General features: G+C 63.8%; 19 protein-coding genes and 1 pseudogene. 8 read left to right on the plus strand and 12 right to left on the minus strand.

What is annotated here, in order from left to right; genetic code table 11:
• The 3 genes from VG320_RS02425 to VG320_RS02435 form a co-directional block, all read left to right on the plus strand.
• Positions 1–1,471: sugar ABC transporter ATP-binding protein (locus tag VG320_RS02425; RefSeq protein WP_414695946.1), on the plus strand; the 1,471-nt coding region annotated here is incomplete at its 5' end.
• 133 nt (positions 1,472–1,604) lie between these two features.
• A complete protein-coding gene (locus tag VG320_RS02430) occupies positions 1,605–2,537 on the plus strand; it encodes an ABC transporter permease (RefSeq protein WP_327198590.1) in 933 nt (310 codons plus the stop codon).
• 33 nt (positions 2,538–2,570) lie between these two features.
• Positions 2,571–3,656 (plus strand): substrate-binding domain-containing protein, encoded by a 1,086-nt coding sequence (locus VG320_RS02435; protein WP_327198575.1) that lies wholly within the window; start codon positions 2,571–2,573, stop codon positions 3,654–3,656.
• 82 nt (positions 3,657–3,738) lie between these two features.
• Here the strand turns inward: VG320_RS02435 and VG320_RS02440 are convergent, their stop codons facing one another.
• Positions 3,739–4,101 carry a cupin domain-containing protein gene (locus VG320_RS02440; protein ID WP_103706237.1) on the minus strand — a complete coding sequence of 121 codons (363 nt, stop codon included), beginning with the start codon at positions 4,099–4,101 and terminating at the stop codon, positions 3,739–3,741.
• 225 nt (positions 4,102–4,326) lie between these two features.
• Here VG320_RS02440 and metE point away from each other — a divergent pair, with 225 nt between their 5' ends.
• The gene (metE, locus tag VG320_RS02445) at positions 4,327–6,621 is read left to right on the plus strand and encodes a 5-methyltetrahydropteroyltriglutamate--homocysteine S-methyltransferase (RefSeq protein ID WP_327198576.1); all 2,295 of its coding nucleotides are present in this window, start codon (positions 4,327–4,329) and stop codon (positions 6,619–6,621) included.
• A 38-nt stretch (positions 6,622–6,659) separates the two neighbouring features.
• A complete protein-coding gene (locus tag VG320_RS02450; RefSeq protein ID WP_327198577.1) occupies positions 6,660–6,965 on the plus strand; it encodes a hypothetical protein in 306 nt (101 codons plus the stop codon).
• Here the strand turns inward: VG320_RS02450 and VG320_RS02455 are convergent.
• Positions 6,958–7,824: a DUF817 domain-containing protein gene (locus VG320_RS02455; RefSeq protein ID WP_327198578.1), complete on the minus strand. Its 867-nt coding sequence runs from the start codon at positions 7,822–7,824 to the stop codon at positions 6,958–6,960. The genes VG320_RS02450 and VG320_RS02455 overlap by 8 nt on opposite strands.
• 98 nt (positions 7,825–7,922) lie before the next feature.
• On the opposite strand from VG320_RS02455, the gene VG320_RS02460 reads away from it, so the two are divergent.
• Positions 7,923–8,156, plus strand: coding sequence for a DUF7661 family protein (locus tag VG320_RS02460; protein ID WP_327198579.1), 234 nt, complete (start codon positions 7,923–7,925; stop codon positions 8,154–8,156).
• Positions 8,157–8,158: 2 nt separating this feature from the next.
• On the opposite strand, the gene VG320_RS02465 is transcribed toward VG320_RS02460, so the two are convergent.
• The 8 genes from VG320_RS02465 to phnX all read right to left on the minus strand — a co-directional run bounded on the left by VG320_RS02465 (position 8,159) and on the right by phnX (position 20,907).
• The gene (locus VG320_RS02465) at positions 8,159–8,980 is read right to left on the minus strand and encodes a helix-turn-helix transcriptional regulator (RefSeq protein WP_327198580.1); all 822 of its coding nucleotides are present in this window, start codon (positions 8,978–8,980) and stop codon (positions 8,159–8,161) included.
• Between the two features lie 37 nt (positions 8,981–9,017).
• Positions 9,018–9,575: a carboxymuconolactone decarboxylase family protein gene (locus VG320_RS02470; RefSeq protein WP_327198581.1), complete on the minus strand. Its 558-nt coding sequence runs from the start codon at positions 9,573–9,575 to the stop codon at positions 9,018–9,020.
• Positions 9,576–9,668: 93 nt separating this feature from the next.
• On the minus strand, positions 9,669–12,167 hold the full coding sequence (locus VG320_RS02475) for a bacteriophage N4 adsorption protein A (protein WP_327198582.1): 2,499 nt from the start codon (positions 12,165–12,167) through the stop codon (positions 9,669–9,671).
• Positions 12,164–14,347, minus strand: coding sequence for a glycosyl transferase family protein (locus tag VG320_RS02480; protein ID WP_327198583.1), 2,184 nt, complete (start codon positions 14,345–14,347; stop codon positions 12,164–12,166). Before VG320_RS02480 ends, VG320_RS02475 begins: the two co-directional genes overlap by 4 nt.
• Positions 14,344–16,518: a cellulose biosynthesis cyclic di-GMP-binding regulatory protein BcsB gene (locus VG320_RS02485; protein WP_327198584.1), complete on the minus strand. Its 2,175-nt coding sequence runs from the start codon at positions 16,516–16,518 to the stop codon at positions 14,344–14,346. Before VG320_RS02485 ends, VG320_RS02480 begins: the two co-directional genes overlap by 4 nt.
• Before the next feature lie 864 nt (positions 16,519–17,382).
• On the minus strand, positions 17,383–18,777 hold the full coding sequence (locus VG320_RS02490; protein WP_327198591.1) for an MFS transporter: 1,395 nt from the start codon (positions 18,775–18,777) through the stop codon (positions 17,383–17,385).
• 100 nt (positions 18,778–18,877) lie between these two features.
• Positions 18,878–20,026, minus strand: a complete 1,149-nt coding sequence (gene psrA, locus VG320_RS02495) for an iron-containing alcohol dehydrogenase PsrA (RefSeq protein WP_327198585.1) — start codon at positions 20,024–20,026, stop codon at positions 18,878–18,880.
• Entirely contained in the window at positions 20,023–20,907 is an 885-nt protein-coding gene (gene phnX / locus VG320_RS02500) for a phosphonoacetaldehyde hydrolase (protein WP_327198586.1), read from the minus strand. The genes psrA and phnX overlap by 4 nt, the downstream gene beginning before the upstream one ends.
• 202 nt (positions 20,908–21,109) lie before the next feature.
• On the opposite strand from phnX, the gene VG320_RS02505 reads away from it, so the two are divergent.
• The gene (locus VG320_RS02505; RefSeq protein ID WP_327198587.1) at positions 21,110–21,985 is read left to right on the plus strand and encodes a LysR substrate-binding domain-containing protein; all 876 of its coding nucleotides are present in this window, start codon (positions 21,110–21,112) and stop codon (positions 21,983–21,985) included.
• A 24-nt stretch (positions 21,986–22,009) separates the two neighbouring features.
• Here the strand turns inward: VG320_RS02505 and VG320_RS02510 are convergent, their stop codons facing one another.
• A complete protein-coding gene (locus VG320_RS02510; protein WP_327198588.1) occupies positions 22,010–22,669 on the minus strand; it encodes a glutathione S-transferase family protein in 660 nt (219 codons plus the stop codon).
• A gap of 242 nt (positions 22,670–22,911) precedes the next feature.
• Here VG320_RS02510 and VG320_RS02515 point away from each other — a divergent pair, with 242 nt between their 5' ends.
• Entirely contained in the window at positions 22,912–24,273 is a 1,362-nt protein-coding gene (locus VG320_RS02515; protein ID WP_327198592.1) for a polyhydroxyalkanoate depolymerase, read from the plus strand.
• 67 nt (positions 24,274–24,340) lie between these two features.
• On the opposite strand, the pseudogene VG320_RS02520 reads toward VG320_RS02515, so the two are convergent.
• Positions 24,341–24,474 (minus strand): annotated as a pseudogene (locus tag VG320_RS02520) (IS5/IS1182 family transposase); the annotation flags it as partial.

The raw sequence follows: 24,474 nt of genomic DNA on the forward strand, positions 1-24,474 counted from the left end.
TACCGCCCATGCGATTGCGAAGCGCTTTGGCGCCACCGTGGCGCTCGCGCGGCTAGAACTGTCGATCGGTGCGGGCGAAGTCGTCGCGCTGATGGGGGCGAACGGCGCGGGCAAATCCACCTTCGTGAAGATCGTCAGCGGTGTGCAGCCTGCCGACGAAGGGACGATGACGCTGGACGGGCAGCCGTATGCACCCGCCTCGCCGCTGGCCGCGAAGCGTCAGGGCGTAGCCACCGTGCACCAGTCTGTTGCCGATGTGGTGGTGCCGGCCCTGTCGATCGCGGACAACCTGCTGCTCGACGAACTCTGCGGCGGCGTGGCGACAATCTGGACGCCGCGTGCGCGCCGTCATGCCCGGGCGCGCGAACTGGCGGCCCGTGTAGGCCTGGACAATGTGGATCTGGACGCGCCGCTAGGCACGCTTTCGCTGGCGGCGCAGCAGCGCGTGGTGCTGGCGCGTGCGCTGGCGACGCGCCCGCGTCTTCTGATTCTCGACGAACCCACCGCCAGTCTTTCCGCTGCAGAAGCCGAGCGCCTCTATACCTTGATCGACGGCCTGCGCGCCGAGGGCGTGGCAGTCCTGCTGGTCTCGCATCGGCTGGCGGATCTGCGCCGCCTCGCCTCGCGCGTGGCCGTGGTGCGCGACGGCCGTATCGTCGCCGCGCAGGACGCGCCGATCGACTTCGATGCCGCGCTGGAGACGATGATCGGGCGCAGGTTGCCGGTTGGCAGTGCTAAAGATGAGCGCAAGGAGCACGCCGAAGCCGCTCTCGAACTACGCGGCATGCAACTCGGGCCAGTTTCCGAACCCTTCGACCTGGACGTACGCGACGGAGAAATCGTTGCCGTGGTGGGGCCGGTCGGAGCGGGCAAAACGCGCCTCGCGCAGACGATTTTCGGCGCCACGCGCGCCAGCGCTGGCACCATGCGCCTCTATGGCGAATCGTGGCGCCCTCGCACGCCGCGCGACGCGCTCCGCGCAGGCGTCTTTCTGGCCGGCGAGGACCGCTGGCGCAGTTCGCTCTTTCCCGATGCCGTGCCGTTCGCCTCCGTGGCGGGCACCATCGGCTTTCCGTTTCTGCCGCGGTGGAGCCGCGCGGGCGTGGTTGCGCGCGCGAAAGAGCGCGCGGTCGCACGCGAGGCCATCGACGCCTTCGGCATCCGCTGTACCGGTCCCGACGACCGCGTCGCGCGCCTCTCGGGCGGCAACCAGCAGAAGGTGCTGCTTGCGCGCTGGCATGCCGAACCCGCGCGACTGCTGCTGCTGGACGAACCGTTTCAGGGTGTTGATGCCGGTGCGCGCGCCGATATCGCTGCGATGCTGCGCCGTCGCGCCGCTGGGCGCGCGACGCTGGTTTTCGTGAGCGATCTGGAAGAAGCGCATGAGGTGGCCGATCGCATTGTGCAGTTCGATCGCGGCGCTGTTGAAATCAGCCGCAACGTCGCAGTCGACGCTCTTATTCCAAACTGAGACCTATAACGTGAAATCCGCCACACCAACGCTCGCCACCGATCCCGCGCAAGTGCGCACCGTCACGCCCACACGCCGCCGCGCCGTGCTCGCCTGGCTCGAACGCCTGAGCCTGTTGGCCGTGCTCGCCGCCATGAGCGTGCTGTTCGCGGTGCGCGAACCGGCCTTCGTGAGTGTCGAAAACCTCTTCAGCATCCTTCAGGCGGTTTCGATCGTGGCGCTGCTTGGTATCGGCGTGACGATCACGCTGGCGGCGGGCGGCTTCGATCTGTCGGTCGGCAGTGTGGCCGCGACTGCACAGATGGCGGCGAGCTACGTCCTCGTGGTCTGGCATGGCAACGCGTGGGAGGCTGCTGTGGCCTGCCTCGTGCTGGGTATCGCGGCGGGGCTTTTCAACGGCGTGCTCATCACGCGCCTGCATGTACCCGATCAGCTTGCGACGCTCGGCACGCTGTTCCTGCTCGCGGGGCTGCAACTGATTCCCACGGGCGGACGCTCGCTTGCGACCGGCACGATCCTGCCCGACGGCAGCGAAGCGAGCGGCACCTTTCCAGCGGCTTTTCTCGCGCTGGGCCGGGCGCGCCTGTTCGAAATCGTGCCCGCGCCGGTGCTGGTGCTGCTCGTGCTGACCCTGCTCGTGTCTGCGGTGATGGCGCTCACGCGCTGGGGCCGGGTGATTTACGCGATCGGCGGCAACGAAACGGCGGCGCGACTGGCCGGTGCGCCCGCTGCGCGCTACCGCGTTGCGGCTTACGTGGCGTCCGGTGCAATCGCCTCGCTTGGCGGCCTGCTGATCGCGGCACGCGTGGGACGCGGCGACGTCAGCGCCGGGCATTCGCTGCTGCTCGACGCTGTGGCGGCGGCGCTGGTGGGCTACGCGGTGTGGGGCGTGAAGCGACCCAACGTGCCTGGCACGGTAATCGGCGCGGTGTTCGTCGGCGTGCTGCTCAACGGCCTGACGATGCTCAATGCGCCGTATTACCTCCAGGATTTCATCAAGGGCGCGCTGCTGGTGGTGGCGCTGGCGTTCACATTCAGCATCGGGCATCGCAGTGCTCACAAATAACCAGGGAATCCTGACGATATGGAGAGGGGAAATATGAAGATCGCAAAGCACGGATTACGCACTTCGACGCCTCGCAAGGCGCTGACCCGCGCGGTCGGCACGCTCACGCTTTGCGCGGCGGCGCTGCTGGGCGCGGGCGCGGCCCATGCGGGCGCACTCAAAGGCGCGCCCGCTCCGTTCGACAAGGGCGGCGTGAAAATCGCGCTGGTCAACTACCTGTCAGAAGGCGATTTCTTTCAGGCCTACGAGGCGGGCGCGCAAAAGCAGGCGAAGGCGCTCGGCATCGACCTGCGTATTTACGAAGGGCGCCAGGACGCAGCGCAGCAGCGCGACCAGATCCAGCAAGCCATCAACCTGGGCGTTTCCGCGATCATCGTTAATCACGGCCTGCCCGAATCGCTCAAGGACGTCGTGCAGCAGGCGCTCGACAAGGGCATCAAGGTGGTGGCCTTCGACGTCGATCTCGCCAATCCGCGTGTGCCGCAGATCGAGCAGAGCGATCGCGATCTGGCGTCGCTGCTGCTGCAACAGGCCGTGAAGGATAACGGCGATGCGTTCTCCGCTGGCTATGTTTATGTGGCGGGCTTCGCGCCGCTCGATCGTCGCGATGCGGTCTGGCAGGCCTTCAAGAGTGCGCACCCGAAAGTGCGCGAGCAGGCGCGCTGGGGCACCGTGGACAATCCGATCGCGCAGTCGGTGGCGAACCAGGCATCGGCTGCGTACCGCGCGCATCCGGACATTCGTGTCGTGATCGCGCCTTACGACGAGTTCGCGCGCGGCGCGAGCCTGGCGGCGGGCGAGGCGAATCTCTCGGGCAAACTGCGCATCTATAGCGCCGATATTTCGACCGCCGATATCGAGGCGATCCGCGCGCCGAACAGCGCCTGGGTGGCGACGGCGGCAACCAACCCCGCCGTGGTGGGCGCGGTATCGGTGCGCGCGGCGGCGCTGGAGGTGGCGGGGCAACCGCTCGACCATCACATCACGGTCAAGCCCACGCTTGTCACGCGCGACGATCTGGTGAAGAACGACATCCATACCATCGCAGAACTGGGCGCGAAATTTCCGGCGTTTCGCGTGAGCGACGCGGCAACGGCGGGTTGGATACCGGTGGAGTGAATCCGGGCGGACAAGATGACAAAGAGCCCTGTGCCATGCGGTACAGGGCTTTTTGACTTCGAGGCCACCTTGGGCCCGGTATTCAGCCTTTGAATTCGACCGAAACAAACACCTTGCGGCACCGTTCCACCACCTCCCACGTGCCTTTAAAACCAGCGGGAATCAGGAAACGATCGCCGGCGCGCACGGTGCGCTCCGCGCCCTCTTCATCGCGCAATACCGAAACGCCTTCGAGTATTTCGCAGTACTCGTTCTCGGTGAAATTCACGGTCCATTGACCGCACTCGCTTTCCCAGATGCCGGTTGAGAGCTGACCGCATGCGCTTGTGAAGTGCATGTGCGCGGCCTGGCGTGGCACGCCCGAAATCACTGCCTCGGGCTTCGGCTCCCATTCGAGGGTTTCTTTGGCGGGCTGCGAGTAATCGACGATATCCAGAATACGCATGATCAAGAAGGGCGTTAAAAGGGCGTACGGCAGGTTGGAAAGGGTCTAGCTTGATACCCCGACAAAAAGCCGCTGGCAAGCCTTACGTTTTTCTGGGTGATAAAAGAATGAAAAAATCTAATCGATTGATGAAATAAGACCATTTTTCTTCATGAGCGTGCGCCTCTATGATCACTGCCACTTCCCGCATTTGTACTACGCAACTTCTATTGGATGGCAGCCCACATGGTCACGACACATAATCTCGGCTTCCCGCGCATCGGCGCTAAACGCGAACTCAAGTTCGCGCTTGAACGCTACTGGAAAGGCGAATCGTCGCGCGACGAACTCAAGACGCTCGGCGCGCAACTGCGTGAGCGCCATTGGCGCGACCAGCGCGCACTCGACCTGGTGCCGGTAGGCGACTTCGCGTTCTACGACCAGGTGCTCGACATGAGCTTCACGCTTGGCAATCTGCCGGCACGCGTACAGGGCTTTCACGGCGATGCGCTCGACAATTACTTCCGCGTGGCGCGCGGCCGCTCGGCGGTTGGCGCAGAAGAGCACGCGGGCTGCTGCGGCGGCGTAGCGGCCGGCGAAATGACCAAGTGGTTCGACACCAACTATCACTACATCGTCCCCGAATTCACCGCCGACACCCGCTTCAATCTGGACGCATCGCGTCTGATCGAACAGCTGGCCGAAGCCCGCGCGCACGGTGTGAAGGCAAAGCCGGTCATCATCGGTCCGGTCACGTATCTGTGGCTCGGCAAGGCGAAGGACGACTCCGACAGGCTTGCGCTGCTGCCGCGCATTCTGCCCGCCTACGCGGCGCTGCTCGACGCGCTCGCGAAGGCCGGCGTGGAATGGGTGCAGATCGACGAACCGGCGCTCGTGACCGAACTCGACGACGCCTGGAAGCAGGCTTTCGTGAGCGCCTACGACGCGCTCAAAACGCGGCCGGTCAAGCTGCTGCTGGCCACGTATTTTGGCCAGTTGCTCGGCAATCTGGAGCTTGCCGTCAAGCTGCCGGTTGACGGTCTGCATATCGATGCGATCAACGCCCGCGAAGAAGTGGCGCAAGCCGCGCAAACGCTGCCCGCGCAGAGCGTGCTGTCGGTTGGCGCGATCAACGGCCGCAACATCTGGAAGACGGACCTGAACGCCGCGCTCGAATGGCTCGCGCCGCTCGCGCAGCAACTGGGCGAGCGTCTGTGGATCGCGCCGTCGTGCTCGCTGCTGCACGTTCCGGTCGATCTGGCGAGCGAAGAAAAGCTCGATGCCGAAATCCACTCGTGGCTCGCGTTCGCGCTGCAAAAGCTGAACGAAGTCAAGGTGCTGGCGACGGCGCTCAATCAGGGCCGTGACAAGGTCGCCGAAGAACTGGCCGCCAACGCCGCCGCGATCGCTGCGCGCCGCAACTCGCCACGCGTGAACAACCCTGCGGTCAAGGCCGCACTGGCCCGCATCGACGCCAGGCTCGGCAATCGCCAGCACGCCTACGCCGAACGCGCGCCCAAACAGGCCGCGCTGCTGAACCTGCCGGCCTACCCGGCCACCACGATCGGCTCGTTCCCGCAGACCGCCGAAATCCGCCACGCCCGCAGCCAGTACAAGAGCGGCGCGCTCGACCCGGCGGGCTATCAGGACGCCATGCGCCGGGAAATCGAGCGCAGCGTGCGTGAACAGGAAGCGCTGGAACTCGACGTGCTGGTACACGGCGAAGCCGAGCGTAACGACATGGTCGAATACTTCGGCGAACAGCTCGACGGCTACGCGTTCAGCCAGTTCGGCTGGGTGCAGTCGTATGGCTCGCGCTGTGTGAAGCCGCCTGTGCTGTTTGGCGATATCACCCGCCCGAAGGCGATGACGGTCGAATGGATCACCTACGCGCAATCGCTCACGAACAAGCCGATGAAGGGCATGCTGACCGGCCCGGTGACGATCCTGAACTGGTCGTTCGTGCGCGACGATCAACCGCGTTCGGTGTCGTGCTATCAACTGGCGCTGGCGATCCGCGAAGAAGTGCTCGAGCTGGAACAAGCCGGCGTGCGCGTGATCCAGATCGACGAAGCCGCGCTGCGCGAAGGTCTGCCGCTGCGCCGCGCGCAGTGGGACGAATACCTGCGCTGGGCTGTCGAATCGTTCCGTATCACGGCCAACGGCGTGCAGGACGAAACGCAGATCCATACGCATATGTGCTATTCGGAGTTCAACGACATCATCGCGTCGATCGCCGATATGGACGCGGACGTCATCACGATCGAGACCTCGCGCTCGGATATGGAATTGCTCGACGCCTTCGATCACTTCAGGTATCCGAACGAAATTGGCCCGGGTGTCTATGATATTCATTCGCCGAATATCCCGACGCAGGAGCACATCGTTCAATTGATGCAGAAAGCCGCGGAGCGTATTCCGGCTCAGCGTCTGTGGGTCAACCCGGATTGCGGGCTGAAGACGCGTCAGTGGGCGGAAGTGATTCCCGCGCTGACCAATATGGTCGCGGCGGCAAAAGCGCTGCGCGGCCTGGCGCAATAAACGGCTGCGTTTAAGGATCGTCAGGAGTCCGTCTGGGTATGAGCATGCAAACGCTCGTTCAGTTGCTGGAAGCCCTCGCGGAGGATCGCGAGGACGTCTGGCCGCTGTACGAGGAAATCGGCCGCGCGGCGGTGAGGCATCTGTTGCGGGCCGACTGCGCTGCGCTCACGCTCATCGGTCAGGCGTGGCTCGCGAGCGAGGCGGCCCAGGGCGCGCTGGCCGATTCATGGCCCGATGCTGCCGATCATGCCGATATCGAAGCGCGAGCGCGGAATGCCGAAGCCGTGCTCGCGCAAGTTGTACACTGCACGCTGTTCGGCGACAAAGCTCAAGCGCTCAATTGACCGAGGGTTCGCGCGGTCGGTTCACTAGCGTGACCATCACATAACTCATGATCGTCAGCATGAACCATGAGCCCAGCTTGCCGAACGACACCATCGCCCAGCCTTGCATCTGGCTCGGATACAACCACGCGTGACTGAAGGTGCCGAGGTTCTCCGCGAGCCAGATGAAGGTGGCGATCAGCACGAAAGCGAGCAGCATCGGCATGCGATGGAAGCGTCGGCCTATCAGGAAGAACACCGTGCAGCGACGGAACACGAGCGCCACGCAGGCCATCAACAGATAGCGCACATCGGGCAGATAGTGATGTAGGAAGAAGTTGGCGTAGATTGCGAGCGAAAGCGGGACGGTCGCACCCAGCGGCGGATGATGTGCGAAGCGCAGATCGAAACCGCGGCACGCCCGCGTGATGTAACTCCCCACAGACGCATACATAAAGCCGGTAAAGAGCGGCACGCCGCCAATGCGCAGATACGCAAACTCCGGATAAATCCACGAGCCGATTGCGGTTTTAAACAGCTCCATGCCGGTGCCCGCGACGTGAAAGAGCAGGATCACGGCGACTTCGTCCCATGTTTCGAGGCGCAGCGCGATCAGCAGGATCTGGATGACAACGGCCGCGATGGTGAGCGCATCGTAGCGGGGCAGCGCGGCATGCGGCGGATACCAGAAGTGCGTGCCGATCAGAAGTCCGACCATCAGGCCGCCAAACAGGCATACCCATGCCTGCTTGATCCCGAACGCCACGAACACGCGTAGCGCGGCGCTCAGGCGGCTTCTCTGATCGTTCGCGGCAAGCAGTCTTGTCACGATGCTTTCGACCCACGCGCCGGGATTGGCCGGTTTCGTCTGTAGTTCCATGCTTATGCTGATGAAGTGGGCGCGCATCATCACGCGACACGTTGTCCGTGCAACTGTTAGAGTTTAATCGTATTCACTCAAATTGAGGCCCGTGCGCCATGCCTGAAGAATATCGATTCGATGTTTTTGGCCGCCGGATGGCGATTGCCAGAAGCGACGACGCGTGGGTAGCCTATCTGATCGGCGCGGAGGGCAAGCGCAGACGCGCGGGCTTCGAGATTCCCGATTTTGTGACCGCCGATGAGCTTGCACAGTATCTCGACGATCTCTTTCATGAGGACGCCAGTCCGGATCGGCCGGGGGTTGTGGTGCTGGGAGTAACGCGGCGGTGACGTCAAGGCGCCTTCTCCGCCAGAATCCCAAACACCCCCTCATGCCACGCCTGCGTTTCATCATCGGCGGGAAACATGGATTCCAGCCTGATCTCCTGCGCGGCCACGCTTTGCGGCGTGCCGACGCTCGTGATCATCGAGAAATAATTTCTCACCTGGCCGTCGCACCTGAATCCCATCGGTATGACCGGCAGCGCAGCCGCTGAAGCGGGCGCATGGTTCGAACGCCAGTCTGCCGGTACATCGGGGTAGCCCAGCAATGCATCGAGCAAGGACTGCGTTTCGCCGTCGATCACGCGTCCCACGGCCTCACGATGCACGCGCTGCAACAGACTGCGCGCAACACTCTCCCAGTTGTGCACGAAAGGCCGCATTCCCTGCGGATCGAACATCAGATGCAGCATATTGCGCGGCCCCTTGCGCGCGCCCATATCGATGAAATGCCCGAAAAAACGAGGCGCCGCCGCATTCGTCATCAGGACGTTCCAGTGCCGGTCCATCACGATCGCCGGAAACGGCTCGTGCTGTCTTACGATGCGCTCCAGCGCGCGAATCACGCCCTGCATCTCCTGTGCATTCCACGGCGCTTCCGAATACATCGGCGCATAACCAGCGGCATGCAGCAGCTCGTTGCGCTCGCGCAGCGGTACATCCAGCGTCTGCGCGAGCGTGAGGATGGTGTCGCGGCCAGGCACGCTGCGGCCGCTTTCGATGAAGCTGATCTGCCGCTGCGAGATGCCGGCCTCCAGCGATAGATCGAGTTGACTGACGCCGCGCAGGTCGCGCCAATAGCGCAGCAATTTGCCGAACCCGGTGTCTTTCATCGGACTCTCCTCTTCGAGGCCTTTGAATATAGCCGACTCAGCGCGCGCCCGCACGCCACGCGAACGTGTCGAAGGGCGCTTCCAGTTCCGGCTGCGTGACGCTGCCCGTATAGTTCGTGATTGTCGAAGCGGCGACCACGGCGATGACTTCGAGGATCTGCGCGGCGCTGAAGCCCGCGTCAATAAAACGTTGCTGATCCAGTTCGCCGATACGGCCGCGTGTTTCGATCAGCGCCCGGGCGAGTGTGGAAAGCGCCGCATGCTGCGCGTCGTGCGGCGCGCCGCCCGCACGGATCGCATCGACATCGGCGCTATCGATGCCTTGCTGCAAGGCCAGCGCGCTATGAAACGCGACAGCCCATTCGCTGGCGTTGGTGACAGCGTTAGTCAGCAGCAGTACCTGAAGCTGCGCTTCGCTCAGACTGCTGGCGTGCACGCGTTGAAACAGGCCGATAAAGCCATTGATGAGCACTGGAGATGCCGCCATTTTTGCGGCAATGTTGGGGATGATGCCGAACGCCTGCTGGAGTTGCCTCAGAACGGGCTTCGACTGCTCCGGTGCGGTGTCGAGGGTATAGAGAGGAAAGCGGGACATGATGGCTCCTTGCCGTGGAGCGCGGCCGGTTTGGCCGCGCGACAGGCAAAGAGTAGGCGCGCCCATGCCGCGCGCCAATTACATGGGATGTAATCAATACGAGAACGTCGCGCCGAAAAACACGCCTCGGGCGCGGTCGTCGCCGGCTACGCGCACGCGGTATTGCACGGATACATCGACAAACGAGCGCGGCGCATCATAAGGGCCGCCGCGAAACCAGAAGCGCGCAGCCAGGCCCGCGCCGATTCCCACCGGCACGCTATGGTCGATTGCCGAATCGTAGTCGGCGCCCGCTACGAGATGCGGGAACACGGTTAGGCGCGGGTCGATTGCGTCGAGCCGGAACGTGCGGCCCAGGCGCACGTTGGCCGTCGCGTACGTGGAGGGATGCTCGATATAGTGGCCCACTTCGCCGTACGCAACGCCGGTCCACCAGCTCGGCGCGTCCTGCCGCAAGGCCGTGCCGAAGCCATCCGACCACGCCGCGCGCGCGAGCCAGTCGCCGCGTACGCTGGAACCGATCGGCAGGATGCGTTCGAAGGCGAAGATCGCGTTGGTCGAGGTGAAGGGCTTTACGCGCGCGCCCAGCGCTGCCTGCAAGGTCTGTACGCCCGAGGGCGAATCGCCTTTCACGCCGAAGTTTTCATAGCCGCGGGCGTAGAGTTCGAAGGCGCGTTCGCCGAGGCTGCCAAATGGGCGCCAGTAGGCTTCCGTGCCGGCCTGCCAGTTATTGGCGATGCCAGGCGTCGGGTTGGTGACGAGACCGTTCTGGATGCCGCCGCCGCGATAGTTGAGCGTCGTGTTGAAGCCCCAGTTGCGGGTGGCGTCGGCGTGGGCGCTGCGGGCGTCGGTGAGCGCCTGCGGGGGTATCGGCATAGACTCTGAGGAATCCTGATTGCCTTGATCGATGGCGCGTTCCAGCCACTTCGCACCCTGGGCATTGTGATGCGTTTGCAAGGCCGCGTAGCCGGCGTCGCCAGTGGCCGAGGGCGGTAGGGTGCCGTCGGCGTCTGCCTGTACGAATGCGGCATATGCGCGCTGCCTGTCGCCCGCGCGCTGTGCCAGATAGGCGACTTGAAGCGCGTCCATCCCGTCGATGGCGCCGCTTGTGAGCGCGTCGTGTGCGGCCACGCGGGCGGCGGCGCCGTCGTTATTCGCGACGAGCGCGTCGATCAGTTCCAGCCGATGCTGCGGGTTGTCGGGCGCGGCCGCCACTGCCGCGCGCATCGCTGTGACTGCGCCCGCATGGTCGCCGCGCGCGGTGGCTTCGCGTGCGGCGCGTACGTCCGCAAACGCGGGGTCGGCGGCGTAGAGATCGCAGGCGGCCCCGAAGCGGTCGTCGTGGCAATCGAAGATGGGACGCGCAGCCGGGTCGATATCCGCGATACGGATTGCCTCATGCGAGGCGAGCATGCGATGCGCGCGCTGGCGACGCAGGGCGATGACCGCATCGGTATCGTCGTGCGCCACGCCGAGCGGCGCGAGCACGTCCAGCGCCTCCTGTGGGCGATGCTGTGCGAGGCGCACGTCAGCGATGATCGCGCGTGCAGTGCGAGCGTCGCGTGTGGCGCGTGTGGCACGTTTGGTGTCGTCGTTCATGCTCGCGCTTACCTGCTTTTCCGGATCATCTGAAGATAGCGTGATGGCCTGCGAAAAATCATCGTCGGCGTCACCTTCGTGCAGCGCTGCGCGAGCAAAGCCGCGCAGCGTCCACGCAAGCGGATTCGAGCGATCTTGCGCGATAGCCGCGCTGGCGGCGGCTTTCGCGCCTGCCATATCGCCGCGCGCGAACAGCACGTCGAGCAACTGCATCCTGAATGCGCTGCGATCCGGCGCGTAGGCAACGGCTTGTTGCGCGAGACTTTGCGCCGTCTCCAGATCGCCGCGTTTGCGCGCCTCATAGGCGGCGATCGAGGCCTGCGGCGCGAGCTTCGCGCCAATGAACGTGCGCCGCGAGCGTAGTTCTTCGGTGTCGCCGAATCGCGCCGATGCATCCTGTGTAGCGGTCCAGGCGTCTTCGTCATGGCCCGCTGCGGAAAGTGCGTCAATCAGCAGATAGCGCAGCCGTTCGACCTCGGGTGCAAGCACAATTGCCTGACGCGTATAGTCGGCAGCGGCTTCGTAGTCCTTGCGCGCGTAGGCGTTGTACGCGGCGCGCGCTGCCACTCCAGCGCGGCCCGGCAGATCGGTTGCGCCACCCGCGCCCGCAGCGGCAATCTGTTCGCGGCGCGTGACCAGCGCGTCGATCGGCCCAAGATCGTGTATTGCCTCGCTCAACGCTTGCTGCGCTTGGGCGCGATGACCGCCTGCCGCAAGCGCGTTAGCGCGCAGCACGCGCAACTCGACCACGTCGGGCCGCTGGCGGATTGCCTCGCTTGCAAGCGAGGCGCTCTCGTCGTAACGATGATTGCCATAGGCGTTATACGCATCGCGCGCGACGCGATATGCCGCGCCCGAAAGTTCGAGTGGTAAAGGATGATCGGCGAAAGCTTGCGGAGCGTGCAGGACCGTGAGCGCGGCCAGAAGCCACGCGGCGGTGGCCACGCGCGGCGCGCGGCGTTCAGTAGGGTGCTGGGGTGCGGCGCGCGTCATCGGCCTCCCGTTTGCGCGTCGCGCAGTTGCCGTTGCGCGGCAATGGCGCTTTGCAGCGCCTCGCGCGAGATGATGTGGCGTGCCACCATGAAGTCGCCGATGCGGCCGTCTCGCTCCGGGCGGTATTCCTGTAACGCGGCATCAAATTTAGCTCTTGAAACAAGGCCCATTTCGATCAGCAGGTCGCCGATCAGCGGCACTCCGCGTGTCGCGCCCAGGTCGGCGGGCGACATCACGGCAACCTCGCCGTGCGCGCCCACCAGCAGCGGTTCCTCTACGCGGCGCAGAATGCGAAGTCCGGCAGTCACTTCGCTTTCGCTCACGATGTGCAGTGCGACGGTGCGTTGCGTAATCGCGTGCAGGTCGTCTATCGCCTCGTCCGTTAGCAGACTGGCCGCGACGAACACGGCATGGCCATTCTCGTCGAGTCCTTGCGGCAAGGTGCGCAGGCGCACGAGCACGTCGATGGGAACCTGATTGTGTGGATCGTCGAGTTTTGCGGGCACAAATTCGCCGCGTGGCAGATCGGTCTGGAACGCCACGGCTTCGGCCAGCGTTTCCTCGTCCAGCCAGCCGTTGGCCATCAACACGCGCCCGAGCGGCGCTTCGCGCGCATGGTCGTCGTGCAGCGCGCGCTCCAGCATCGCTGGGTCGATTGCCTGCCATGACACCAGCAATTCGCCGAGCGTCTGCCGGGTATTGCGCAGGCCGCTCGCACTTGGAAAGTCATGCATGGTCTTGTCCCAGGTGAGACGCTTGCCCGTGACCAGATGGATCAAAAATAGCCGCCACGCGCGCAGCGCCGCCAGAAAATTGATGAAGTTGCTGATGATGAGCCGTGGCATGGCCAGCACGCCGTGTTCCCAGCCATACAGGCGCGTCGTGAAGATTACGCGCTGCGTCACGCGCAACAGCAGGGCGACGAAGTTCGCCGTCAGCAACGCACTCATCCACGGCGAGTCGATGAACGGCGAGGGAAACAGATCGGGCGTGAGCCCGAGCAGCGATGCCAGCGCAAACAGCATGAACTGGATCACCAGCAGATAGCCCACCATGCCGACGAACGAGGTCACCACGCCCTTGCGATCGCGCAGCAACAAGTAACGGTTGGCGAGCGACCCGGTCCAGCCCGTGAGCGTCCAGCCTTGCAGCCCGATGCCCAGTGTCCAGCGCGCGCGTTGACGATACGCAGTACGAAGTGTATCGGGAAAGTACTCGCGCACGCATAGCGGCATCGTTGTGGTGATTTCACGCTCGGGGCCGAGCCCGAACCAGGTCGTGCGGTGGGTGACGAATTGCACCGGAAAACGCGCAAAAATCGATTGCAGTCCCATGCGCCCGATGCGCTCGCCGATGTCGTAATCCTCGGTGAGACTTTCGGTGTTGAAGGGCTGCGCTTCGGTATCGGCGATCAGGGCCAGCATCGCGCGGCGCGAGAAACAGGTGCCCACGCCCGCCGAAGGCACCGCGCCCACCAGACTCTCGCGCACCACCAGATCCTTTGCGTGCCATTCCGCGAACTCATCCATATAGGTGCCTGCAACCAGTTCGCACCATTCGCGCTCGAGCGACGCCACCGGCAACTGGATCATGTCCTTGCGCGGTAGAAGATAGTTGAAGAACTTCAGTTCGAGCGGATGCAATACGTCCTCGCTGTCATGCATGACCACGCCTGCGAATTCGGTGCCGGCCTCGAATTCGTAGCGAAAGATCGCCTGCACGATCCAGTTCAGACAATCGGCCTTGCAGGTCGGGCCATCGTGCGGCACTTCCACGCGATGCAGATGTTTGTAGCGATGACGCATGCGCTCCACTTCGGCGATGGTTGCGGCATCGTTCTGATAGGTACCGACGAACACGCGATAGGCACGGTAATCGAGCACTCGCACCAGGTCCTCGATCATCGCGGCGATCACGTCGTGCTCGTGCCATGCGGGCACCATGATGGCGAGCGGCTGCTCTGTGCGGTGATGCAGTTGCTCGACAGTGAGCGGCTTGTATTGCCGTTTCACCGTGAAATGACGCACCGTTTCGCGTATCCAGTACCAGAGGTCGATGAAGAGATCGTCGAGGCTAGACAGCAGGATGATGGCCGACACAAATACGGCGGCGTGCTCAAGCCACTGGTAGTACTCCGCGAGCGCGATGCGCCCATAGAAGCCGAGCGTCGCGAGCATCATGGCTTGTCTCGCGGCGGGACCTGGTTTTTACCGTTGCCGTTCATGCCTGCCGGTGGTTGTTGAGCCGCGGCGCGGCGCTCTTCGCTGGTTTGAGCCGTGCGGCGCTTGCGGGCAATCTGTGCGATTAGGATCAGCGCGAGCAGCAGCAACATCAGCACGAACGGAATGCCCCAGCGCGCCCAATGGTGCGTGACCCAAACGGTGCTGTCCGCGCCGGTGGCGGCGAGATCATCGGGATTGACGGTGTCGAAGCGCTTTAGCACGCCCGTGGCGTCCACTACGGCGATGTTGCCGCGCGAAAGCTGGAGCTTGTCGGTCAGCACGGGCGCGGTGCCCGTCGAGCGATAGACGATGCCGTGCGCGTCGCCCGAGGTGCCCACGCTCAGCACCGCGAGGCGCGAAAGGCCGGATACGTCGATCAGTTTGTCGCCGCGCGTGGAACTCAGTTGCAGACGGTCAGGCGAGAACGCGACGGGATCGCTTTCGTCGGCGAGTGCAACATCGGTGGCAAGGAACGGCCCCGAGGGATGCGCCGCCTGCCCTTTGCCGACGACTTCGAAATGCGCGGGCAACGGCGCGACGCCGGCCGCGCCCGTCAGCACGGCGAGGCGCGGCACGCTATGCAGCGCGTCGTCGAGATACGCTTGCGGCACGATGACCGTGGCCGAGGACGCATAGCGCGCCGCCATGCCGACGAAGTCCGCACCGGGCGTGCCGTCCGCGAGCTTCAGATAGCTGCTGGGCAGCACTGCAACGGGATAGGCCTGGCGCGCCTGGCAACCCGCGTCGGGTTGTCGCCGGAAGGTCACGCGCAGATTGTTGGTGCGCGCGAGGGCATAGCGCGGAATCTTCAGGCGCAGGCGTTCGCGATGGCCGTCCACGTCGAGCAGTTTCGCGCCGATCATCACGTCGTTGAAATAAACCGTGGCGGTGGCCGCGCCATTCGAGAGCGTGGGCGAGGCCGCGAGATCAAGCACGACCTCGTCGGGCAGTTTCTTTTCGCCCGACGCGGCTGCGAGGTCGAAGCTCGCTTCCCACGAGTCGATCGAATGCACGTCGACGCTGCGCGGTTCGCCGCCCAGGTCGGAGAGCAGGATGGTGTCGCCGTGCAGGCGCGCGCCGGGATCGATGCGATGGACCACCACGCGCTGCGAGACGTCGATGGGGCGCCAGCTATGCGCGAGCACGCTTGCGCCCGCGTTGTCGCCCACCACGATAACGGCACGGCCGCCATAGTGCGCCACGCGTGCTTCGCCAGCGGCCAGCGGCGCGACGATCTGCGCGGCGCTGTTCGTGCGCCACGCGTCGAAGCCTGAGAGTTGTCCTGGCGCGCTGCTGGCGATCTGCGCGCGCAGGGCGTCCAGCGCGGTATTGAAGCGTGTGCGCAGGGCGGCATCGGCGAGCAGCACGTCCGGGCCGAAGGCGTTGCGCGGCGCGAGGGCGAGCAGCGCGCCCAGTTCGGCCTCGTTGGCGACTATGTGATGGCTTGCATCGGGTGCGTTCGAAGCCGTTGCGAGCGCATCGAATGCGGGCATCGCTCGCAGTGCGGCGGGTATCGCGCTTGCGTCGAGGCCGCGCAGATCGGCGGGCTGGCCCACGGCGGGTACGGCCTGCATCGTGGGGCGCTTGCCGTCGCGCTGGAGCAGGGCGTCGGTGCGCCACGCAGTGTCGAGCGAAGCGGCGTCCAGTTGCGCGCCTGCCACTGTGAGCACCGGCGCGTAGGGTAGCGCGCTCCACGCGGTGCGCAGATCGCGCACGTCGGCGGGATCGAAGCGGTAACTCAGGCGCGTGGAAGGATCGACGCGCAGCACATTGCCTATCGCGGTCTGGTCCGTACAGACGTTGTCGTTGATAACCGAGGCGTAGCCCAGGCCAAGCCGCACGAAGCCCACCGAACGCGCAGCACCGTCCACGCCCAGGTTCACGTTCACACCGCCCTCGGACTTGTCGAGCGCGCGGGAAGCGACTGGCGAGCCATCGAGTGAAAGCAGCATCGTCGTGCGGCCGCCATCGCCGCGCACATAGCCGCCGTCGAACTGCAGCGTGGCGTCGCTGATCGGCACATCGGCGGGAACGGGCAGGAAGAATTCGCGGCGCGTATCGGGCGCCGTGAGCGTGACCGCACTGAGCAGGCCCAACTCGCGCAATGTGACGACGCGTGTGACGGGCACGCTGCGATCCAGTTGCGAGAAGCCATCGGCGGCTGTGGCTGTAGCGCCAGCTGGAGCGGCACCGAACGCCGGCATAGTAGTTAGTATGCCGAAGCAGATGGCGGAAAGGAGTAGCGCGCGCGGCGCGCGATGCGTGCTGGAGATCAAGTGCGGTTCTCTCGGGACGAGTTGGACCGGCGACGGACCGCAGGTCCGGCGCAAGGATTGAAGCGTGACGCCAGTGTGTTGACGCGTCTGGCTTCAGTCAGTCAAATCAAGCTGATCTGGGGAGAGAGCGTTCAGGCGGCGCATGCGCGCTGTTGCCGGTGCGCGAGAAGTGCACCGTTGAAGAGAGGGAAGTTGAAATCGACCGTGCTTTGAAATTCATTTCGCCGCCTGCCTTTTATTCGTATTGGGTCAAATATTAATCGGTGACGAATGGAGGAAGCGGTACGAACATGTAAGAAAGTTTTTCAGAGGGAACGAAAAAGGAGCTTGGGTATAGCGATTCGGAAAATCTTGCGATAAAAGCCGCAACCGCCGAGAAAAAGATGCCGCCGCCTTTAAAGAAGAAAAGCAGTCTGTATCGATGAATCGCTGAAAAATATGAAGAACGATGTGCGCGTTCCATTCCCGGACTCGCGGATTTTTCGCGTCATTTAAACCTGTCATTTTTGACAGCTTATTCGCGTTGAATGCTCGATTGTGATGGTGGGTCATTTGTCCGGGATCTGGTTTTCTGGATTGCTTTATCAGTGCATGAATTTGCATAAGCAGAATGCAATAGCAAAGAGCGATCCCGGCACTAAAGCGCTGCCAAAAAAACGCGGCGCCAGATCCTTCCGGAACCTGGCGCCGCGCAGTGTCACGCTAAGTCAATCAGAATCAGGCGACTCGTGGTACCCCTTCCGGAGCTACGCTGAAACCATCGTCCACGCTGCCTTCTTCCAGCGATACATTGCGTGTTTCGCGGCCCATCATCCACCAGGCCGCTGCAGCGATCGGGCCAGGCAGGGCGAGCAGCAGCAGGCCGATCAGCGCTGCCGACGGCGTGCCCGAAGCCGCATACACGTTGGTGAGCATCAGCGGTGCGATCACGGCGCCCAGACGCCCCACCGCCACGGAGATACCCAGACCGGTGGCGCGAATGCGCGTCGGCAGGATTTCCGACGACACCACATAGCCGGAGATATAGGCCCACGTCACGCCAAACTGGATCAGGCAATAGCCGATCACCATGCCGGGGAGCGTGTGCATCGCGTAGATCACCACGATGGCGAGCGTGGTGAAGGTATAACTCACGAACAGCGAGGCGCGGCGGCCCCAGGCCTCGACCAGCACGGCGGCAGTCAGTCCACCCGCAAGCGCGGCGGCGTTGCCGTAGACGTAGTAGATCGGCATGTCGGCGGCGGAGACCTTCATGTACGGCAGGATCACAAGCGCCATCAGCGAAAGCACGCCATAAACCACGGCAGCCTGCGAGAAGTTGAGCGCGCTGGCGAGGCCGCAGCGCATGCGATACGCGCCAAACAGCTCGCGCAGATTGCGCCAGAAAGCGGGATGGACCGGTACGAGCGTGGTTTTCGGATAGCGCTGTGCGGCCTGTGCGCGTTCCTGTTGCGTGAGTTTGCTGTGCGCGGCGCTGGCGGCGATGCTCTCGACGATTGCTTCGGCCTCTTGTACGCGGCCCTGTTGCAGCAGCCAGCGCGGCGACTCGGGAATCACACGGCGAATCCAGAAGAACAGCAGCGCCATGGTCGTACCGAAGCCGAAGCCCACACGCCACGAGATCGCACCGGGCAGATGATTGAGCACGAGGTACGAGATTGCCGCCGAAATCAGCGCACCCACCGGAAAGCCGGAGAGAATCAGCGAATCGGTGCGGCCGCGATGTCGGCGGGGAATGAATTCGCCCATCGTGGCCGTCACGGCCGAGTATTCGCCGCCTACCGCGAGCGCGGTCATCGCGCGGAAGAACAGGAACGACTCATAGTTCCACGAGAACACCGTGGCGACGCTGAAGAACGCGTACCAGAGCAGCGTGGCGAGAAAGAGCTTTTTGCGGCCATAGCGGTCGGCCAGATAGCCGAAGCCGATCGCGCCCACCAGCATGCCGAACACCCAGATGCTGACGGCCAGCGATCCTTGTGCGGAACTCAAATGCCATTGTGTCTTAAGGACACCGAATACACTGCCGATGATGTCGGTCTCGAACGAATCGAGTGCCCAGCCCACGCCAAGGGCTACCAGCATCAGCGTATGAAAGCGGGTCCACGGCATGTTGTCGAGGCGCGCGAGCGCGTCGGTTTCGACGCTGCGCTGCGCAGGGGTTTGTATAGTCACGCTGGATTCTCCTGAGCGATGAATATCGATGTTTTCGTCAGTGCACGGCGGCTTGCGCGCGCGATGCAAAGTCGATGTGCGGGAAGTTCGCGCGCTGGCCGATAAAGTTGCGGCCGCGCGCGCCGTCGAAAGCGTGATCGACAATGGTTTCCCATTGCTGGGCATCCACACCGTAAGCCGAGGGATGGCTCGATACGCCCAGCGTGTCAAGCAGCGCGGCCAGACGTGCGGGCGCTTGTTCGATATCGCCGAAAATCTCGCCCAGCGCCGCATCGCAGTCCGGGTCCACGCCCAGCGCCGCTTCCATCACGGCAGGCAGGCAGAACGAACAGGCAATGCCATGCGCGACGCCACGGGAAAGCGTGATGGCGTAAGAGATGTTGTGCGCAAGCGCGGTGCGTGTATTGGAGAACGCGAGACCGGCGCGTAGCGCACCCAGCGCCATCGCGCCACGTGCTTCGAGGTCCTGAGGATTGGCGCTCACGCGTTGCAGACCAGAGATCAGCTCACGCGCCGCATGAATCGCAAGGCCGCGCGTAACCGGGTTCGCATGCACGTTCCAGATGCTTTCCAGCGCGTGCGAAAGCGCGTCGAGTCCGCTCGCGATGGTCGGCTGCATCGGCAGACCCACCATCAGGCTCGGATCGACGATGACCGCTTCGGCGTAGAGGTCTTCGCGCGAGAGCGACAGCTTGCGATCGTTTTCCGGGTCCCACACGGTGGCCCAGCAGGTGACTTCGCTGCCGGTGCCCGCTGTGGTCGGAATCGCGATGATCGGCAGGGCGCGCAGGCCCGTCGATGCGCCGCCTTCAAGGTAATCGAGCACGGGTTCGAACGCGCCGTGTTCGGCGGCCAGCACTTTCGCGCTGTCCATCACCGATCCACCGCCCAGCGCGATCAACACTTCCGGTGCTTGTTCGAGCGCCGCGAGTTGCGCGCAGGCGCGGCGCAGCATCGGCACCGAAGGATTCGCTTCGACCGAATCGATGCGGCCGAGCGCGGGGCCGTTGCGTGATTCGATGCGATCCGCGAGGTCGGCAAACAAGGCGTCGGGATAGGTGACGATCACATAGCGGCGGCCTGCGATGGCTTCGCCGATTTCATCGAGGGAACCCGCCCCGAAGCGCACACGCACGGGATTATGGAAATTCCACGTATTGAGGTTGCCACCAGCTTGGCCGCTCATGCTGCTTCTCCCGCAGCGAGTGCGCGCTCGATGGCGTCGATCACGCCCGGCAGTTCCGCGATGCTGTCGATCAGGAAGTGCGCACCGGTGCGCGCGAGCTTCTCGCGCGCGGGTGCCAGCAGCGCTTCGCGCGCATCCGCGTCGAGCGCCTGCCATTGTGCGAGCGAGAGGCCCACTTCGTTGCCGGTCGCCACGATGCCCACGGTCCACATGCCGGCTGCGAGACCCGCTTCCAGACCGGTCGGGCTATCGTCCACCACCACGCAGCTTTGTACGTGCGCCGCGCCCAGCGCGAGCGCGTTGGCGAGGCACATATCGGGCCACGGACGGCCGCGCGCCACGTCGCTCACGGTGCAGCAGAAGTCGGGCGCGTAGCCATGCGCAGCGGCGATCGGCTGAAGATTCTTCATCACTTCGCGCGGGTAGCCAGTCGTGCTGCCAATGGCGATGCCGCGTGCGCGCAGCGCCGCGATTGTCTCCAGCGCGCCTGGAATCAGTGCGCTGTATCGGGCGACATTGATTTCGTCGATGCGCAGGAACGAGGCGTAGAGCGCGTCGATATCGTCCTCGTTCGAGGCGCGGCCGAATTGCGCCTGCCAGCGCGCCTGCACATTGGCGTCGCGCAGGATCAGGGCGATATGTTCGCGCTTGGCGGCGCCCATCGGCGCGCGCGCTTCTTCTACGCTGATCGGCAATTGCGCGAGCGCGAACGCTTCGCTGAAGGCCTCGACAGGCGCGATGCAGCCAAAGTCCAGCACCGTGCCGGCCCAATCGAAGATCGCGGTGGTGACGGGGCCACCATAAGGCGTTGCGCGGCGCGGATTGCGTGCGCGCGTGTCCAGGGCGTCGTTGAGGGAATGAACGTTGAGGGTAGTCGTCATGCTCGCACCAGAGGCAGCAAAGGAATCGGAGTTCGAACTTCACATCAGACGAATCCACAGATTCGCGATGCATTCAGTCCGGGTGTGAGCAGCAGAATAGTTTTGACACATGACGCCGCTATGATCGAAATACCCGTTGAAATTCGGTGTTTCCAACGGAAATTTCGGTCGACCGAGAATCGGTCATCAAGATGACGCTCATATGACATTGACCCAGATCCGCGCTTTTATCGCCGTTGTCCATCACGGCGGCTTCACCGCGGCTGCGCGCGCGCTCAACATGAGCCAGACCACGGTGACTTCACAGATACAGGCGCTCGAACAGGAGCACGGTGTTCAGCTATTCCACCGGCGTGGACGACGCGTCGAGCTTTCTGAAGTGGGGCTGAATTTGTTGCCGATTGCGCGCCAGATCGGCGGCCTCGAAAACGATGCGATTTCTCTGCTGCGCGACAGCGGCGCGCTCACGCAGGGTTCGCTCAAGATCGGAGCTGTAGGCCCATTCCATGTGACGGAGATGATCGAGGCCTACAACGCGCGTCATCCGCAGATGCATCTGTCGGTCACGCTCGGCAATTCGGAGCATGTGATGCGCGAGCTTGATGCCTATATGTGCGACGTGGGCGTGGTGGCGCGCGCGTCGCCCGACGAGCGTTATCACATGCAGTTGTACGCGCGCTATCCCGTCGTGGTGTTCGTCCATGCTGCGCATCCCTTCGCGCGGCGCGGCACCGTCGAGCTTGCGGAACTGGCAGGCGAGCGGCTGCTGATGCGCGAAGCCGGCTCGACCACGCGGCTCGCACTGGAAGAGGCGCTGGCCGGGATTGGCGCCATGCCGCGCGTGGCGATGGAGATTGGCAGCCGCGAGGCGCTGCGCGAAGCCGTGGCGCGCGGGTTGGGCGTGGGGACGGTATCGGAATCGGAATATGTGCCCGACGAGCGGTTGCGCAAGGTGCGGATTGCGGGCGACCCGATCTCGACGCACATTCACGTCTGCTGCCTCAAGGAGCGTCGCGAGAGCCGGCTGGTGGCATCGTTCTTTTCAGCGGTGCAGGGTTTGTGTGCGCCAACGCAATAATTCGTATGACGAAATAATGGGCGATTAAAACTCCATATCGAGTTCGTCGATATCCACAGTTTCCGCCTGCGCCGCGGCGATCCATTCGGCCACATAGGGCTGCTTGAGCACGCGCATGCAATATTCGCCGATGTCGGCGTCGATCGGCACTTCGTAGGTGAGCAGGCGCGTGACGACCGGCGCGTACATCGCGTCGGCCGCGCCGATTTCTCCAAACAGCCACGGGCCGCCGTATTGAGAAAGGCACTCGCGCCAGATCGTGACGATGCGTTCGATATCATCCTGCGCACGCGACCAGATGCGGAAGTTCGGAAAGCGGCCGCGCAGATTCATTGGCAGCGCAGAGCGCAAGGCGCTGAAACCCGAATGCATCTCGCCGCAGACAGAGCGGCAATGCGCACGCGCTTTACGATCGACGGGCAATAGCTTCGCCTGCGGACTGATTTCGTTGAGGTATTCGCAGATTGCGAGCGTGTCCCAGATCTCGATGCCGTCGTGTCGCAGACACGGCACGAGGATCGAAGGCGAGAGCAGCAGCAGTTCGGCACGCGCGGCGGCGTCGTCGATGGGCACGGTCAGCGTGTCGAAGTCGAGGCCCGCAAGCTTCGCGAGCAGCCAGCCGCGCATCGACCACGATGAATAGTTGCGGCTGCTGATCGTGAGGCTCGTATTCGTCTGATTCATGCAGGTATCCTGATTACTGGCGAAGCGCTGAATGAACACTGCGCACACTACGCGGGCGCGGCGCACCGTGAACGTCGTCGCCGTGCACTACGTTGAGGCACGCATGCGTCGCGAAGCAGCGTACGGCGGCACATTCGCCCTCGCACGTCATAACCCCGGTGCAAGGCCTATGCCATGCGCGTCACGTTGGCATAGCTATTGCCTGCCATGCAGGGACTTTTGCCAGCATGAGCGCCGCCACCATGAATCTGTTTGCCTATCCCGCGTATCAGGCGTTCGCGGACTTCATGCTTCCGTGGCGCGCCGCCGCGTCGCTCACGCGCGCTTCGTTAGCCGCGTGGCCCGCGCTCGCGGCGGGCTTCGATGTGCGAGAGATCGATGCTTGGTGCGAATTGATCGAGCTGGGCGGACTCACGCACGCACGGCCGCCATTCGGCATCGACACGGTGCTGATAAACGGCGAGCAGGTGGCCGTGGCCGAAGAAGTGGTGAAGCGCACGCCGTTCGCTACGCTGCTGCGCTTTCGCAAGGAGCGGCAAGATCCAACCGCACCGCAGCCGCGCGTGCTATTGGTTGCGCCGATGTCGGGTCACTTCGCCACGCTGCTGCGCGGCACCGTGCGCACCATGCTTGCCGATCACGACGTCTATATCACCGACTGGCACAATCCGCGCGATGTGCCGCTGGCGGCGGGGCGTTTCGGTTTCGACGAATATGTCGAGCACCTGATGGCCTTTATCCGCCGTATCGGCCCCGATGCGCATCTGGTGGCGATCTGCCAGCCGACCGTGGCCGCACTCGCGGCAGTGGCGCTGATGGCCGCCGACAACGATCCCGCGCAGCCCGCGAGCATGACGCTGATGGCGGGCCCCATCGATTGCCGCGTCAATCCCACCGCCGTCAACGATCTGGCCAACAGCAAGCCAATCGAATGGTTCGAGCGTCATTTGATTGGCGCGGTGCCGGGCGGCTTCGCGGGCGCGCATCGGCGTGTGTATCCGGGTTTCGTGCAACTGGGCGCGTTCATGTCGATGAATCTCGAACGACATCTGGCCTCGTTTGCCGAGATGCGCCGCGAGCGCGCCCAGGGCGACGCGGCGAAAGCGCAGGCGATTCGCGTGTTCTACGAGGAGTATTTCGCCACCAGCGATCTCACGGCGGAGTTTTATCTGGAGACGGTGCGCACCGTGTTTCAGGAATATGCGTTGCCGCTTGGCAAGCTCAAGGTGGGCGAGCGCCTGGTCGAACCGCATGCGATCCGGCACACGGCGCTCTTGACCGTGGAGGGTGAAAAGGACGATATCTGCGCAGTGGGGCAGACCGTAGCCGCGCAGGAGCTGTGTTCGGGGCTGCGCCCGTATATGAAAACCCATCATGTGCAAACAGGCGCGGGCCATTATGGCGTGTTTAATGGACGGCGTTGGGACACGCAGATTTATCCGCTCGTGCGCTCGACCATTCACGCGCATGAACCACGCGCGCGGCGCATCGGCGCGACCTCTGAAGCGCTCGCGGCCAGCCAGGTGACGTTGCGCGCCTTGCTCGATGCCGAAGCCCACGCGGCGGCGGCGATCGCCAAAGCCGCGGAAGTGCAGCCGAGATAATGCCGGAATGCGGCCCGGCGAGCGCGAAGTCGCCAATGAGTCATTGCGGAAAACAGACTAAGAGTCGCTAACACAAGTCGTCAACGAAGCGTGAACAGATAACGGCAGCAGCCAGCGACAGCAACGCAACATGGATGTCGAGACGACGCTCGAAACGAATGCGCAGTTTGCCGAAACCGGCAAACCAGGCGTGCGTGCGCT

This window comes from Paraburkholderia sp., from assembly GCF_035948235.1.
GTDB lineage: Bacteria > Pseudomonadota > Gammaproteobacteria > Burkholderiales > Burkholderiaceae > Paraburkholderia.

Excerpts from the sequence above, each read along its gene's own strand:
- VG320_RS02430 (WP_327198590.1), top strand. The coding sequence starts at position 1,605 with ATGAGCGTGCTGTTCGCGGTGCGCGAACCGGCCTTCGTGAGTGTCGAA.
- VG320_RS02435 (WP_327198575.1), top strand. The coding sequence starts at position 2,571 with ATGAAGATCGCAAAGCACGGATTACGCACTTCGACGCCTCGCAAGGCG.
- VG320_RS02440 (WP_103706237.1), bottom strand. The coding sequence starts at position 4,101 with ATGCGTATTCTGGATATCGTCGATTACTCGCAGCCCGCCAAAGAAACC.
- metE (WP_327198576.1), top strand. The coding sequence starts at position 4,327 with ATGGTCACGACACATAATCTCGGCTTCCCGCGCATCGGCGCTAAACGC.
- VG320_RS02450 (WP_327198577.1), top strand. The coding sequence starts at position 6,660 with ATGAGCATGCAAACGCTCGTTCAGTTGCTGGAAGCCCTCGCGGAGGAT.
- VG320_RS02455 (WP_327198578.1), bottom strand. The coding sequence starts at position 7,824 with ATGGAACTACAGACGAAACCGGCCAATCCCGGCGCGTGGGTCGAAAGC.
- VG320_RS02460 (WP_327198579.1), top strand. The coding sequence starts at position 7,923 with ATGCCTGAAGAATATCGATTCGATGTTTTTGGCCGCCGGATGGCGATT.
- VG320_RS02465 (WP_327198580.1), bottom strand. The coding sequence starts at position 8,980 with ATGAAAGACACCGGGTTCGGCAAATTGCTGCGCTATTGGCGCGACCTG.
- VG320_RS02470 (WP_327198581.1), bottom strand. The coding sequence starts at position 9,575 with ATGTCCCGCTTTCCTCTCTATACCCTCGACACCGCACCGGAGCAGTCG.
- VG320_RS02475 (WP_327198582.1), bottom strand. The coding sequence starts at position 12,167 with ATGACGCGCGCCGCACCCCAGCACCCTACTGAACGCCGCGCGCCGCGC.
- VG320_RS02480 (WP_327198583.1), bottom strand. The coding sequence starts at position 14,347 with ATGATGCTCGCGACGCTCGGCTTCTATGGGCGCATCGCGCTCGCGGAG.
- VG320_RS02490 (WP_327198591.1), bottom strand. The coding sequence starts at position 18,777 with ATGCCGTGGACCCGCTTTCATACGCTGATGCTGGTAGCCCTTGGCGTG.
- psrA (WP_327198585.1), bottom strand. The coding sequence starts at position 20,026 with ATGAGCGGCCAAGCTGGTGGCAACCTCAATACGTGGAATTTCCATAAT.
- phnX (WP_327198586.1), bottom strand. The coding sequence starts at position 20,907 with ATGACGACTACCCTCAACGTTCATTCCCTCAACGACGCCCTGGACACG.
- VG320_RS02505 (WP_327198587.1), top strand. The coding sequence starts at position 21,110 with ATGACATTGACCCAGATCCGCGCTTTTATCGCCGTTGTCCATCACGGC.
- VG320_RS02510 (WP_327198588.1), bottom strand. The coding sequence starts at position 22,669 with ATGAATCAGACGAATACGAGCCTCACGATCAGCAGCCGCAACTATTCA.
- VG320_RS02515 (WP_327198592.1), top strand. The coding sequence starts at position 22,912 with ATGAATCTGTTTGCCTATCCCGCGTATCAGGCGTTCGCGGACTTCATG.